The sequence below is a fragment of the Actinomycetota bacterium genome, assembly GCA_035536535.1.
GTDB lineage: Bacteria > Actinomycetota > JAICYB01 > JAICYB01 > JAICYB01 > DATLNZ01.
In genome coordinates, this window is record DATLNZ010000013.1 from 1 (window position 1) to 13242 (window position 13242).

The window sequence follows — 13242 nt, forward strand, 5'->3', positions numbered from 1 at the left end:
GCTGGCTTCACCAACATCGTGATCACGTCGACGGCGGCCGAGCAGAAGGGGCTTGTCTGCACTGTCACGGGTCAGACAATCAATTGCGTCGCGCCCTCGACCCCCTACTTTGTAAGCGGGAATGCACTAGACCCGATCACCTTGAAGTTCACGGCCAACGCCCCCGCCACCCCGGGGACCTACACCAACACGGCAGTTGTCGACCCCGACGGGTTGGTCACTGAAAGCAACGAAGGGAACAACACCGCCACCGCGGCGGTGACCGTCGGCGCCACCCTGGACACCAACAAGACCTGCACGGCCGACCAGCCGTTCAACGGTGGAGTTGCTCCCGGAGGCACCGCAACCTGCGTCGTCACGGTCAAGAACACCAGCACGATCGACGCCAAAAACGTGGTCATGACGGACAATCTCCCGGCAGGCACCACGCTCGTCCCCGGCTCGGTCGCCACCCCGGCCCCGCTGGCACCCGGAACGCAATCGTTTGAGATCTGCACTAGCAATCCCAACCAGGTTCAGTGCACTGACGGCACTCTGCCTGCCGGAGCCACCGACTCCGTCCAGTTCCGGGTGACGGTGACGACGGCCGCCCAGCCGGGTCAGGTGTTCACCAACACGGCCACGGCCACGGCGAGCAACGCCGGAGCTGACACCGCCACCGCTCCGATCGGGGTGGCGCAGTGCACGATCGACCGCCGCACCGCGACGAGCGGACGGTCCATCACCGGGACCTCCGGTTCCGATGTGATCTGCGGAACCCGGTACGCCGACTCGATCAACGGGCTCGGCGGCAACGACCTGATCTTCGGGTTCGGCGGCAACGACGCGATCAATGGTGGATACGGTGACGACATCATCTTCGGCGGCACCGGCAGCGACGCCATCCGCGGCTATTACGGCAACGACAAGCTCTACGGAGAGTCGGGCAACGACTCGCTGTACGGCCAGGTCGGCAACGACTTCACCGACGGCGGGACGAACACCGACTCCTGCTACGCCGAGCAGGAAGTGAACTGCGAAGCCTGATCTCAGAGGTAGCGACGATTGCGGAGGGCGCCCTTAGGGGCGCCCTCCGTTGTTTATGGGGGACTTAAGTCATGTTGCCGCTGTCCGCTACCGTGATAGTTGTGGCCATAGTCGAAAGTGTCCGTGTGGTTTGACGTCTGGCGGCATGACGGGTACGTTTCGTAGGGCCTTTCCGGCGCCTTTACGGGATATCTAGGAGGATTTGATGCTTCATGCCTTGCAAGCAGGTTGTCGCCGACTCGGCACGGTCGCCGCGTTGGGGGCATTGGTAGCGGGTCTGCTGGTCGTGTCCGCGCCCGCGGCTATGTCGGATCACGGGGGTAGCCTCGAGGAGCCGCTGAATGTCGTAAAGGCATGTCCGGACGCGGTGAACGCGGGCGAGGAGTTTGACTGCACCATCACCATCACGAACACCTCGCCCTTCGGGGGGGAGTTCCCCGCCCCGATCACCGATATTACGGTCGAGGACGAGACGGAGCCCAACAACACGGTTCGGGTCATTGGGGCGGCCGGGCAGAGTCCCGGCACCACCTGCCAGGCAACTGACGGGAATTCAGAGAGCGACGTCCCCGACGTCACCTGCCAGATCGAGCAATTGGACGAACAAGACCAGGAAGTCATCACCATCACCTTCCAGGCTCGTCCCGACGCCTGCGGTGAGGCGCAGACCACCGACGTGACCAACACCGCCTCCGCCAACGGAACCTATTTCACCGGCCCGGTCGAAGACGAAGACAGCGAAGTGATCACCATCACCTGTGAGGCGGACCTCGTGCTCGACAAGGAGTGCCAGAACGCCACGGCCGACAGGGGAACCGGCCCAGAGGGGCGGATCCGCGTGGCTCCCGGCGACAGGATCCGCTGCACCCTCACCGTCTTCAACGAGGGTCCGTCCGCCGCCTTCGACGTTGTGCTGACGGACAACATCCCGGAGATCGCCGAGATCGATCCGGCGTCTGTGCAGTCAGATCCCTCGGCGGAGGATGGCGGCTTCGCTTGCGTCGTCCAGGAGAACCCGGACGAGGAACTGCGGTGCGAAGACCCGGAGATGCTCAACGGCGAGACCAACACGGTCACGTATGAAGCCGTGGTCGGGTCCGAGGGAGTCGGCCCGGGCCGCAGGTTCAACAACCAGGCCAATGTGGATTCCGGAACGTTCGACCCGGACGACACCAACAACGACGACCTCGAGAACTTCGAGACACCGCCGTGCGACCGGAATCTGGACGCAAGGGGTGCGAGTCGTGGCGTCTCCATCACGGGCACCCGCGGCAACGACGTCATCTGCGGCAGCCGCTTCGGTGACTCGATTAACGCCCTGGCCGGCAACGACATCGTCTTCGGCTTCGGCGGCAACGACGCCATCAACGGCAACTACGGCAACGACGCCATCTTCGGCGGCACCGGCAACGACGCTATCCGCGGTTACTACGGCAACGACAACATCTTCGGGGAGTCGGGTAACGACGCTCTTCGTGGAGACGCCGGAACCGACCGGATCGACGGCGGCCTCGGCCGTGACGCCTGCAGCGGCGAGAGCAAGGTTCGCTGCTAGAAGCCGCATCTCCAAGTAGTTCGGGGGCCCGCTCGAAAGAGCGGGCCCCTTTATTTGCGGCAGGAGGCCGGCGGGGTGTGAACTGGTGCGGCGCTGGGTAGATGCCGTGGGCGAGGTGTAGTCCGATCGATGCCGAGGAGGCAAGGATGAGTGGAGCTTTGTTGATGGCCGTCCGCAGGGCGGGTTCCGGCTTTGCGGCGCTGTTGGTGCTTGCCGGAGTGGTTGTGGCGGGAGCCCCTGCGGCCACCGGGCAGGTAGCCCCGATCACGCTGGAGAAGACGTGCATCAACGCGACCACAGGTGATCAGGGTGGCGAGTCCGACCCGATCGAGGTCGAGCCGGGTGACAGGATCGACTGCACGATCGTCGTCAGAAACAACACCGCGGGGAACCTCGAAAACCTGATCCTGACGGACAACGTCCCTCCACAGACTCAGATACAGCAGGACTCGATCGTCTCGACGTCCAGCACCCTTCCCGGGTTTGCGTGCACGGTGCAACAGCCGAGTCCGGAACTGCAGTGCTCGGACGCGGTTCTGCCGCCGGCGGCAACGAACACCGTCACCTACACGGTCATCGTCACTCAGCAGAACATCGGACCAGGCTTCAGGTTCCAGAACGACGCTCAGGTGCACTGTGACCAGGAGGGCTGTGGCGCCCGCGACTCAGTGCAGTTCACCACCCCTCCCTGCACGATCGACGCCAGGTTCGCCACCAGCGGCCGGTCCATCACCGGGACCCAGGGCAAAGACGTGATCTGCGGCTCCCGTTACGGCGACTCCATCAACGGCCTGGGGGGTGACGACACGATCTTCGGGTTCGGCGGCAACGACGCCATCAACGGCGGTTACGGCAACGACCGCATCCTCGGCGGGTCGGGCAACGACGCGATTCGGGGCTCCTACGGAGACGACAGGATCCTCGGTCAGTCCGGCGACGACTCCCTTCGTGGGGACGAAGGATTCGACCGGATCGACGGCGGTACCGGCGTGGACGCCTGCAGCGGCGAAGTGAAGGTGGCCTGCTAGACGCCGCGGCAAGGAAGTTGGGGGCCCCGCTTCGGCGGGGCCCCCTTTCAGTTGCGGGCAATAGTTGACGGGGACCGGCCCCGGCAGGGGGTCCAGGGGTCGCCTGACCGACCCTATCGGGGTATCCTGGGTGTCCTTCCCCATTTCTCCTCCAGGAGCGATTTGTGGCTGCACGCGGTTCTTACGGTTTCCGCGGGGCGATGGCGCTGCTTGCCCTTGTGGCCTCGCTGATGCCCGTGGCTCCGGCTGTCGCTCAGGTCGACCCGGAGGTTCCGTCCGACGGGTGGATCGTGACGCTGAAGCCCCAGGACAAAGCGTCACTGGTGAGCCACCGGCTGGCCCGCGGGGCGGGGGTCAAGCGCCGCCACGTCTTCCGGCACGTGACCCAGGGTTTCTCCTTCTCCGGTCCCGTGGGGGCTGCGGCCTCCATCCGCAACGACCCCAGGGTCAAGTCGGTTGTGAGGGACCTGCCTGTCCGGATGATGGCCGAGACCACGCCCCGGGGGGTCCGCAGGATCGACGCGCGCCATCCGTCCGCGACCGACGCGCACGAGCGCGGCTTCACGGGCACGGGGGTCAGGATCGCGATCCTTGACTCCGGGGTGGACCTGGATCACCCGGACCTGCGTGTGGACACCTCACTCGGCAAAATCTGCGTCTCCTCGTCCACCTTGGACGACGGAAACGGCCACGGCACCCACGTCGCCGGGACTGCCGCCGCCAAGGGGGACAACGGCATCGGTGTGGTCGGGGTGGCCCACGGGGCCACGATCGTGCCCGTGAAGGTTCTCAGCTCGACCGGAGCCGGCTCCTATTCCACGGTCATGTGCGGACTCGACCACCTGACCGCGCTGGCCACGGACGCCAACCCGGCCAACGATGTGAAGATCGCCAACCTTAGTCTCGGCGGCTCGGGGGGGGCCGGGACCTGCACCGACGGGTCCATGCGCCAGGCCGTGTGCCGGGCCCGGGCGGCCGGGATCGTGATCACCGTGGCCTCCGGCAACAACGGCGGCAACGCCGGGCTACAGGCACCTCCCCGCTTTCCCGAGGTCGTGACGGTCTCTGCTCTGGCCGACTACGACGGCGAGCCCGGCGGGGCCGCTGGATGTCCCAAGTACTGCGACGACTCGATCCCGTCGTTCAGCAACTACGGCTCGGTCGTCGACGTGATTGCTCCGGGCGTCTCCATCCTGTCGACCAGGCGGGGTGGCTCGTACGAGTACCGCGTGGGCACCAGCATGGCTGCGCCACACGTGGCCGGCGTGGCGGCCCTGATCCGGCAGACCAACCCGGGGGCCAGCGCCGACGACGTTCAGGCGGCCCTGATGTCCACGGGCGAGTGCCCCAACCGCAGCACCAACGCCGGAGGCGGCGACTGTGCCGGACAGGGGTCGTGGCGCGGCGACCGCGACTCGTCGCCCGAACCGCTGGTCAACGCGCTGAACGCCATCAGTGGGGGTGGCGCCGGAAACCAAATCCCGAGCGTGTCCTGGGTCAGCCCCAGCTCCAATGCCACCGTCTCCGGGACCGTCCCCATCAGCATCTCGTCCTCCGACGCCGACGGTCCCATTGTCGACGTGCAGTGGCGGGTGGGCTCCGGCAGCTGGCGACCGGCCGCACTGAACCCCACCTCTGGCCGCTACGAGTCATCCTGGAACACGACCGACACCGCCGACGGCAGCCGGACGCTGGAGGCCAGAGCGACGGACACGGCGTCGGCCTCGTCCAACGATTTTCAGGCCGTCCGGGTGGCCAACACGTCCGGCGGGGCCATCTTCACGGAGAGGTTCGAAGGCGAGGTCACCGCGTGGGGAGCGTCGGGTCTGTGGTACCTGGCCAACAACAGTGCCTGCGCGGCTCCCGGCTACGCCTCGGCGACCCATGCCGTGCACTACGGGCGCAGCTCCACCTGCACATACGCCACGGGGGCCCGGACCTTCGGAACGCTCACGTCGCCATCGATCTCGGGGGTGCCGTCCAGCGCCACGCTGACGTTCGCCCACTACAGGCACGTCGAGTCGTCCACCCGGGGCTACGACCGTACCCGGGTGCAGGTCAGCTACGGCGACGGTGCGTGGCAGACGGTCTGGTACAGGGACTCCAAGACGGCCAGCGAGCGCGCCTGGAGGACCGTGTCGATCCCGATCAGCCCCACGAGCTCGTCGATGAAGGTCCGCTTCTACTTCGACAGCATCGACTCGGCCTCCAACGGTTTCCCGGGGTGGCTGGTCGACGACGTCACCGTCGTCCCCCGCTGACGCCGCTGTCGGCCCCCCCTGGTACCTTTCGGATCCAGACAAGAGCGAGGCGCCGCGGAACGCGCGTTTCCCCCTCGTTCGCAAGACAGAAGGGGTAGGGGTCATGGCGAACGACAATCAGGTCACCCTCATCGGCAACATCACCGACGACCCGGAGCTGAGGTACACGCCCAGCGGCACTCCGGTGGCGTCGTTCACGGTGGCGATCAACCGGCGCGTCCGCGACCAGGCCAGCGGTGAGTGGAAGGACGGCGACACGTCCTTTTTCAAGTGCAACGTCTGGCGGCAGCAGGCCGAGAACGTCGCGGAGTCGCTCACCAAGGGCACGCGCGTGATCGTGGTCGGGCAGCTGCGGACGCGGTCGTGGGAGACGCCCGAGGGCCAGAAGCGCTCGGTCACGGAGGTCGAGGTGGACCACACCGGCCCTGCCCTCCAGTGGGCCACGGCGCAGGTGAGCAAGACCGCCCGCAACGACCGGGTCCCCGAGTTCGTGGGAGCCAACGGCAACGGGTCGTCCGACAACGCGTCCGACGAGGAGCCACCGTTCTGATCTTGTGATCCGCGCCGGGCGGTCCTGCGGCCGCCCGGTTCTGGGTCCGATCGAGTCTGGTAGGCTTTCGGCGATCCACTTCCTGCTCCTGTTGAGCGCGCACGCGCCAACGGGGGCCGCGACAGACCACGGGAGGTGATCGGCCTTGCGCCGATACGAAACGATGCTGTTGCTGGACCCGCGTCTGGACGACGCGGCCATCGGCGCGTCCATCGACAGGTTCACAACGCTTGTCACCGAGCGCGGTGGAACCGCCGACAACGTGGACCGGTGGGGACGCCGCCGCCTGGCCCACGAGATCGACGACCTGCAGGAAGGCTTCTACGCGATCGTCACCTACCACCTCGAGCCGAGTAGCCGGCACGAGCTGGAGGCGGCCCTGCCGTTCGTCGAGGGCCTGGTCCGGACGAAGACGGTCGTTCCCGAAGCGAAGACGAGGAAGCCATGAAGCCCGACCGGGAAAGGGGCGCCAAGGGCGACAAAAAGGGCTTTGTCCGCAAGCAGCGGCCCAAGGTCTGCTACTTCTGCAAGGACAAGGTCTCCTACATCGACTACAAGGACGCGGCGCTGCTGCGCCGGTATGTGTCGGATCGCGGCAAGATCCGGGCGCGTCGGGTGAGCGGGTGCTGCACCCGCCACCAGCAGGACGTCGCGATGGCGGTCAAGAACGCCCGCGAGATGGCGCTTCTCCCCTACACGATCAGGTGACCCCATGGCGCGCGTGAAGATCGTTCTCAGGCAGGACGTCGAGTCGCTCGGCACCGCTGGCGACGTCGTCACCGTAGCCGGCGGGTTTGCCCGCAACTACCTCATCCCGCGTGGAATGGCGCTGCCCGCCACCAAGGGGAACTTAAAGCAGGCGGAGTCGTGGCAGAAGGGCTCCTCCACCAAGGAGGCCCGGGAGGTCGCGGTACTCGAGGAGCTGAAGACGAAGCTGGAGTCGGCCCCCATACCCGTGTCCGCGAAGTCGGGCCCCGACGGCCAGCTGTTCGGCTCGATCACTCCGGCCCAGATCGCGGAGTCCGCGAAGCAGAACCTCGGCGTGGACGTCGACCGCCACGTCATCCAGCTCGCGGCTCCCATCCGGCACCTCGGCTTCCACCAGGTCACGGCCAAGCTCGGCCGCGAGGTGGTTGCAACGCTCACCGTGGAGGCGCTGGAGGCCCAGTAGCTTCTGCGGGTGGTTGCGGTCCGCAGGTTGGGCTTTGGTCGGCGCCGGTGCGGACCCGCCTGCTCTGCAGTCCTCGCGGGCGCGCCGCTTCGCGCCGCTGGCTGCGGAACTCGCGATCGGGCCCGCACCCGGCGCCACGTAAAACCACGGCTGGAGTCCACCGAGGCAGCGCCGGATCGCAGGCGGAAGGAATCTTCCTTGGTCAAGACGCCCGACGCGTTGGTTCGGCGAGTTCAATCGGTCCGCGCTCGTTTGAGCGATGGGCCGGTGCGGACTCGTCCGGTCGAACGAGACTTCGAGAACGTGTCCGTCCCGTTGCCGGACTGCGACTGTCTGCGCGACGCGTTGGTAGCGCAGGGTGCTGGCGTTGTCATCGAAGTGGGACTTGCGTATGCGAGTTCGGCGTTGGCGATTGCTGAAGCTCTTCTGACGGCCGGTCGTGACGATCCGCGTCACATCGTGATCGATCCGTTCCAGTTCAGCTCGTTTACCGGTGTTGGCTGGGAGGCGCTCTGCGCCGCGGGGGTCGAACACCAGACGACCCTGATCGTGGAGCCTTCATCGGTCGCCCTCGCGCGCCTGCTGGGCGACGGAGTGTCGGCAGATGCGGCATTTGTCGATGGTAGCCACCGATTCCACGAGGTCTTCGTGGACTTGTCTTCCTTCGAAAGCTCGTGCGCCCGGGGGGCCTGATCGTCCTCGACGATGTCGGATGGCCCTCGGTGGCTGCGGCTGTTCGCTATTTCGAGTCGAACCTCGGCTGGAGCCCAGCCGAAATCGCGAGCCGGCGCCTGAGGGCATGGAATCTGCCCGACGAGGCCTTCGAGCCGGACTTCAAGGACTTCAAGCCGTTCTGAGCTTCGCCGCAGGAGGAAACGAGCCGGGCTTCCGTTTCTGCGGTGGTGCCCTCCCGCAGGTTGGGCTTGCGTCGGCGCCGGTACGGACCCGCCTGCTCTGCAGTCCTGGATGGCGCGCCGCTTCGCGCCGCTGGCTGCGGAACTCGCGATCGAGCCCGCACCCGGCGCCACGTCAAACCCCGCGAAGCGGGCGCGACGGAGGTGCCCGGTGACCCCGCGCCACCCCGGGCACCAAGGTCACAACCCCTGAGGCACCAACGTCACCACCCAGCGGCACCAGCGCAATCGATTCCCCACGTAACCGGCTGAGTCCACAGGAAAGACACAGGGAATCGGGGGGGAAGTCCCGTTGTGGGTCCACAGGCTGAGTCCCCATAGTGGCGGGGGCCCAGGCCCGGGGCGAGCAGACCGCCACCGTTTCCGGGTGTCGGACCCGGGGGCCAGAATGACAGGGCTGTGATTAACACGAACGGGAGTTCTATGAGCGTGCTGCAGCAGGCAGGGCCCCGGGTGCCTCCTCACAACCTGGAGGCCGAGGAGAGCTGCCTGGGGGCGATGCTCCTGAGCGAGGCGTCGATCTCCGACGTCCTGGAGCGGCTCCGGCCGGAGGACTTCTACAAGCCGGCGCACCGCCACATCTTCAACGCGGTCGTCTCCCTGTTCGGCCGGGGCGAGGCCGTGGACACCGTGACGGTGTCCGAGGAACTGCGCCGCACCTCGACCCTGGAAGAGGCCGGCGGCAAGACCCAGTTGTTCCACTTGGTCAGCTCCGTGCCGGCGGCGTCCAACGCGGCGTACTACTCCCGGATCGTCGAGGAGACTTCGCTTCTCCGGCGGCTGATCGAGGCGACCCAGCAGGCGTCGGCCATCGCCTTCGAGTCGGCCGACGACGTCGATCGGATCGTTGACCAGGTTGAGTCGATGGTCTTCAACGTGGCGCACAGGCGCCTCGGCGACAGGTTCGTGCACATACGCGACCTGCTCCACGAGCACCTCGAGCAGGTCGAGGCGCTTCAGCTGCGGGGTTCGGCTGTGACCGGGGTGCCGACCGGGTTCGTCGACCTCGACCGGCTCACCAGCGGCCTGCAGGGCTCGAACCTCGTCATCGTGGCTGCCCGACCCAGCTTCGGAAAGACCTCGTTCGCTTTGAACATCGCGCAGCAGGCGGCCACTGAGCAGGGCAAGAAAGTGGCGATCTTCTCCCTTGAGATGTCAAAGATGGAGCTGATCCAGAGGCTGGTGTGCTCGGAAGCCCTGGTCGACGTCCACAAGCTGCGGACCGGCAACCTCACCGACAGCGACTGGGGACGCCTCGCGACCGCGGTGGGGCGACTGGCCGACGCACCGATCTACATCGACGACACCGAGGCGGTCACGGTCCTGGAGATCCGCGCCAAGGCCAGACGGCTGAAGCAGCGCGAGGGACTCGATCTGGTGATCGTCGACTACCTGCAGCTGATGAGCGGCCCCCGCCGGTCCGAGAACAGGGTTCAGGAGATCTCGGAGATCTCCAGGTCGCTGAAGATCCTGGCCCGGGAGCTTGATGTCCCCGTTATCGCCGTCTCGCAGCTTTCGCGGGCGGTGGAGCAGCGGCAGGACAAGCGTCCGATGCTCGCCGACCTTCGCGAGTCGGGGGCGATCGAGCAGGACGCCGACCTCGTGATGTTCATCTACCGCGATGAGGTGTACCACCCCGACTCAACCGACAAGGGGACTGCGGAGGTCATCCTGTCCAAGCACCGCAACGGCCCGGTGGGCACGGTCAAGCTGACGTTCCTGCCGAACTACACGAAGTTCGCCAACTTCTCCGGAGGCTGACGGCTCCTACACTCGCCGGATGCACCGCGAGCGCCTGTCCGGTTATGCCGCGATGTCCGTGGCCGCCACCGCGTGGGGAGTCATTCCGGTCATTGTGCGCAAGGCGGGCGCGCCGCCGGCGGTCCTGGTCAGCATGCGGATGGGGTTCGGGGCCCTTGCCCTGGCCGCGGTGGCTTCCGGGCTGCGCCACCGTGTGTTCCCTCGAACCAGCCGTCGGCTGCTCGGTGTCCTGGGCGTCGTGCTTGCCGCCAACTGGCTGATGTTCTTCACGTCCATCGGCCTCATAGGCGCGGCCGCGGTGCTGATCAACTACGCCTTCCCGCTCCTGGTCGCGGTGGCCGCGCCGGTCGTCCTGGCCGAGAGGCGGGAGGCGCATGCGGTCCCGCTGGCATTGGCGGGGCTGGCCGGTCTGGCGCTGATCCTCGTCCCCCGCGCTTCATCCGGCGACGCGCTGGGAGCCGGTCTTGCGCTGGCGGCGGCCGTGCTGACGGCGGTGATCGTCATGGGCGGCAGCCGGGTCGTCCGGACGGTCCCCGGGTCGGTGGCGGCGCTCTGGCAGAACGCGACGGGATTCGTCGTCCTGCTCCCTTTCGCGCTGCGAGCGGGCACCGGGTCCTACCCGTGGGCCTGGGGGCTCGTGCTCGGGGTCGGGCTGACAGCGTTGACCGGGATGCTGTTCTTCCATGCGCTGGAGCGGATACCGGCACAGGAGGCCGGGATCCTGATGTTCATGGAGCCGGTGGCTGCCGTCGCCTTCGTCTGGCTGTTCGGCGGTGACCGGCCGTCGCTCGCGGACCTGGCGGGAGGGGCCGTGGTCGTGGGAGCCGGCGTCGCGCTGGTGGTGCTGTCCGGCCGGAGGCCGCGGGAGCCGGTTTGAGCCGGCCGGGCTACAGGATTGTGCGCGACAGCACGTGGGCGATGCGCGCCGCGCGCTGGACGGCGTCGGTGTCCCGTGCGTCGCCCGGCCGGGACGTGAGGGTGGCCGCCGGGAGCCCTGCCGCCAGGGCGGTGCGGGCGTCGCCGTGGGTGCGTCCGCGCGTCTCCAGGTCCAGCGGGTCGCCGCAGTCCATGGCGGCGCCGGCCAGCGCCCGGACGAAAGCCGGATGGGCCCTGCGGCGCGGGAACCTCGTGGACGCCGGGACGGCGACGAGCTCGCCGGAGCCGATTCCGTCGAGCTCCAGGACCCACGCCGTCCGGGCGAGGTCCCGGTGACGGACCAGGAAGTCCGACATGCCGGCGGACCCCGAGGTCGCGGCTCCGGTGGCCAGCAGCCACAGGTCGCGGGACGGCGGACGCTTCGCCGCGAGGGCCGCCAGCCTCAGCAGCGCTACCAGCGCCTCGGATCCGCCTCCGGCGGACTTCCGTGATCCCTCGCGCGCCGACAGCTGCGCAATCGAGGCCAGGGCCAGGGTGGCGAACAACGCTCCGGCGGCTCGGTTGACGTCCGTGCCGAGCGTGCCCGCGACGATCGTCAGGACGAGCAGTCCGGCCCCCGACGCCAACGCGGCAATGCCCGCTGGGCGGGACAGCGCTCGCCCACCGGTGGGGTGGGAGTCGAGGTGGCAGCAGACGACCAACGGGGGAAGCCCCGGCTCCCCCCGGCCCGGGATCTGTCCGATGACGTTCACGGTGGTGCCCCCGAGTCCCGGGATCTTCGAAAGGAGCCTGGTCCGGCCCGGGGAGCTGCCCGGAAGTCCCACCACGAGCGCCACGAGAGCCACGGGCGCGGCCTTGGTGGGGAACCCGCCGATCACCAGCCCCGCCGCGACCAGCCTCAGCAGCGCCGCCACGAGGTGCAGCCACAACGGGCTGGTCGGCGCGCGCAGCTCCTGTTCGCGGGGCACGACGCCGGCTTCGCCCAGCCCCTTGGCGAACAACCGGCCGGCGGTGCGCTCGGCCTCTGAGCACGGAGGGCGGGGGAACGGGAATTCCGGGGTAGCTGGACGCTTCATGGCGACACGATACGGCCGTGGCCCCCGGAGGCGTCGTGGCCGCGCGTGGAGTCACGGAGCCGTCGTCAGGCCCGGGGCCCGGCCATGATGGGGCGATGACGGGAAGCCCGCTGCCCCTGGGGGATCTGCTCCGACAGCTCGTGTTGGCGCTCGGGGCCGCGCTGGCCCTGGCCAACATCGCGGTGCTGTTGCGCGAACGGCGCCGGACGCCGGAGGATCCACGCCCTCGTCCGAACAAGCGAACGGTTTTCGTCAACATCGTGATCGGACTGGTGCTGTCCCTGTGGGGCCTGGCGTCGATCGTGCTGGCGAGGTGAGGTCCCGCGGGGGTCAGTCCCGGCGGATCGACACCGATGACTTCTGGACCACTCCCGGCCCCCGGACGTCCAGCTCCAGGGAGTAGCTGCCCCGGTTCGGCAGCTGGAGGCCGGGAAACGTGATCTCGCGCGAGCCGTCGACGTCGACCTGGTCCTGCTCGTCGAACACCACGCGGCCCCCAGACTCCTTCAGGACCACCCGCGCGGTGACGGTCCCCCGGCCCTCGACGCCGACCCGCAATTCGAAGTCCCTCTGGTCCGGCGGGAACCGCCAGCTGGTGCCCGGTCCGCCGTTGGGGACGCTGACCACGCTGGTGATACTGATCCCGTCGCCCTGGACGCTCGACCGGGCATCCGACGCGCCTGCGTGTCCGCCGGGTGCTGCCGTGAGCGAAGGGACCGCGGTGACGGAGGCCGAGGGGGGCGGCGAGGGGGAGCGCGAGGACGCCGGCCGGGAGCCGGGTGAGCACGAGGCGGCGAGAGCGGCGAGAGCCAGCCAGACGAAGAGCGGGTGAGGGGAATCGAACCCCCGTCTGAAGCTTGGGAAGCTTCCGTTCTGCCGTTGAACTACACCCGCGCCGATGTCCGATTCTATCGCGGGCCTGCGGCGGGTCACGGGGTCAGTCCGACGAGGTGCCCCCGCCGGTGCCTTCGCCCGGAGGAACCCTCGTCTGGGGAGTAGGGGCCTCGTCCGGGGTGCCCTCTCC

General features: G+C 68.0%; 16 protein-coding genes and 1 tRNA gene. 14 read left to right on the forward strand and 3 right to left on the reverse strand.

Annotated elements, in window-relative coordinates; all coding sequences use genetic code 11:
* The 12 genes from VNE62_01040 to VNE62_01095 form a co-directional block, all read left to right on the forward strand.
* Nucleotides 1-1026: CARDB domain-containing protein (locus VNE62_01040; GenBank protein ID HVE90875.1), on the forward strand; the 1026-nt coding region annotated here is incomplete at its 5' end.
* Nucleotides 1027-1231: 205 nt separating this feature from the next.
* Entirely contained in the window at nt 1232-2581 is a 1350-nt protein-coding gene (locus VNE62_01045) for a hypothetical protein (protein ID HVE90876.1), read from the forward strand.
* Between the two features lie 146 nt (nt 2582-2727).
* On the forward strand, nt 2728-3609 hold the full coding sequence (locus tag VNE62_01050) for a hypothetical protein (GenBank protein ID HVE90877.1): 882 nt from the start codon (nt 2728-2730) through the stop codon (nt 3607-3609).
* A gap of 164 nt (nt 3610-3773) precedes the next feature.
* Nucleotides 3774-5870, forward strand: coding sequence for a S8 family serine peptidase (locus tag VNE62_01055; protein HVE90878.1), 2097 nt, complete (start codon nt 3774-3776; stop codon nt 5868-5870).
* Nucleotides 5871-5973: 103 nt separating this feature from the next.
* Nucleotides 5974-6420, forward strand: coding sequence for a single-stranded DNA-binding protein (ssb, locus tag VNE62_01060; protein ID HVE90879.1), 447 nt, complete (start codon nt 5974-5976; stop codon nt 6418-6420).
* 145 nt (nt 6421-6565) lie between these two features.
* On the forward strand, nt 6566-6868 hold the full coding sequence (gene rpsF, locus VNE62_01065) for a 30S ribosomal protein S6 (GenBank protein HVE90880.1): 303 nt from the start codon (nt 6566-6568) through the stop codon (nt 6866-6868).
* Complete coding sequence (gene rpsR, locus VNE62_01070) at nt 6865-7128, forward strand: 30S ribosomal protein S18 (GenBank protein HVE90881.1); 264 nt, start codon at nt 6865-6867, stop codon at nt 7126-7128. The genes rpsF and rpsR overlap by 4 nt, the downstream gene beginning before the upstream one ends.
* Nucleotides 7129-7132: 4 nt before the next feature.
* Entirely contained in the window at nt 7133-7591 is a 459-nt protein-coding gene (rplI, locus tag VNE62_01075) for a 50S ribosomal protein L9 (GenBank protein ID HVE90882.1), read from the forward strand.
* 198 nt (nt 7592-7789) lie between these two features.
* Complete coding sequence (locus tag VNE62_01080; GenBank protein HVE90883.1) at nt 7790-8284, forward strand: class I SAM-dependent methyltransferase; 495 nt, start codon at nt 7790-7792, stop codon at nt 8282-8284.
* A gap of 29 nt (nt 8285-8313) precedes the next feature.
* Nucleotides 8314-8448 carry a hypothetical protein gene (locus VNE62_01085; protein HVE90884.1) on the forward strand — a complete coding sequence of 45 codons (135 nt, stop codon included), beginning with the start codon at nt 8314-8316 and terminating at the stop codon, nt 8446-8448.
* 480 nt (nt 8449-8928) lie between these two features.
* Nucleotides 8929-10266 carry a replicative DNA helicase gene (gene dnaB / locus VNE62_01090; protein HVE90885.1) on the forward strand — a complete coding sequence of 446 codons (1338 nt, stop codon included), beginning with the start codon at nt 8929-8931 and terminating at the stop codon, nt 10264-10266.
* A 19-nt stretch (nt 10267-10285) separates the two neighbouring features.
* On the forward strand, nt 10286-11143 hold the full coding sequence (locus VNE62_01095) for a DMT family transporter (protein HVE90886.1): 858 nt from the start codon (nt 10286-10288) through the stop codon (nt 11141-11143).
* A 10-nt stretch (nt 11144-11153) separates the two neighbouring features.
* Here VNE62_01095 and VNE62_01100 read toward each other — a convergent pair whose 3' ends face one another.
* Complete coding sequence (locus VNE62_01100; GenBank protein HVE90887.1) at nt 11154-12218, reverse strand: hypothetical protein; 1065 nt, start codon at nt 12216-12218, stop codon at nt 11154-11156.
* A gap of 95 nt (nt 12219-12313) precedes the next feature.
* Here VNE62_01100 and VNE62_01105 point away from each other — a divergent pair, with 95 nt between their 5' ends.
* The gene (locus VNE62_01105; GenBank protein ID HVE90888.1) at nt 12314-12535 is read left to right on the forward strand and encodes a hypothetical protein; all 222 of its coding nucleotides are present in this window, start codon (nt 12314-12316) and stop codon (nt 12533-12535) included.
* Between the two features lie 13 nt (nt 12536-12548).
* Here VNE62_01105 and VNE62_01110 read toward each other — a convergent pair whose 3' ends face one another.
* Nucleotides 12549-12845 carry a hypothetical protein gene (locus tag VNE62_01110; GenBank protein ID HVE90889.1) on the reverse strand — a complete coding sequence of 99 codons (297 nt, stop codon included), beginning with the start codon at nt 12843-12845 and terminating at the stop codon, nt 12549-12551.
* Nucleotides 12846-12921: 76 nt separating this feature from the next.
* Here VNE62_01110 and VNE62_01115 point away from each other — a divergent pair, with 76 nt between their 5' ends.
* Complete coding sequence (locus VNE62_01115; GenBank protein ID HVE90890.1) at nt 12922-13050, forward strand: hypothetical protein; 129 nt, start codon at nt 12922-12924, stop codon at nt 13048-13050.
* On the opposite strand, the gene VNE62_01120 is transcribed toward VNE62_01115, so the two are convergent.
* Nucleotides 13042-13112 (reverse strand) — tRNA-Gly (locus tag VNE62_01120). The two genes, VNE62_01115 and VNE62_01120, sit on opposite strands and share 9 nt — an antisense overlap.
* Nucleotides 13113-13242: the final 130 nt, after the last annotated feature.

Excerpts from the sequence above, each read along its gene's own strand:
- VNE62_01045 (HVE90876.1), top strand. The coding sequence starts at position 1,232 with ATGCTTCATGCCTTGCAAGCAGGTTGTCGCCGACTCGGCACGGTCGCC.
- VNE62_01050 (HVE90877.1), top strand. The coding sequence starts at position 2,728 with ATGAGTGGAGCTTTGTTGATGGCCGTCCGCAGGGCGGGTTCCGGCTTT.
- ssb (HVE90879.1), top strand. The coding sequence starts at position 5,974 with ATGGCGAACGACAATCAGGTCACCCTCATCGGCAACATCACCGACGAC.
- rpsR (HVE90881.1), top strand. The coding sequence starts at position 6,865 with ATGAAGCCCGACCGGGAAAGGGGCGCCAAGGGCGACAAAAAGGGCTTT.
- rplI (HVE90882.1), top strand. The coding sequence starts at position 7,133 with ATGGCGCGCGTGAAGATCGTTCTCAGGCAGGACGTCGAGTCGCTCGGC.
- dnaB (HVE90885.1), top strand. The coding sequence starts at position 8,929 with ATGAGCGTGCTGCAGCAGGCAGGGCCCCGGGTGCCTCCTCACAACCTG.
- VNE62_01095 (HVE90886.1), top strand. The coding sequence starts at position 10,286 with ATGCACCGCGAGCGCCTGTCCGGTTATGCCGCGATGTCCGTGGCCGCC.
- VNE62_01100 (HVE90887.1), bottom strand. The coding sequence starts at position 12,218 with ATGAAGCGTCCAGCTACCCCGGAATTCCCGTTCCCCCGCCCTCCGTGC.
- VNE62_01105 (HVE90888.1), top strand. The coding sequence starts at position 12,314 with ATGACGGGAAGCCCGCTGCCCCTGGGGGATCTGCTCCGACAGCTCGTG.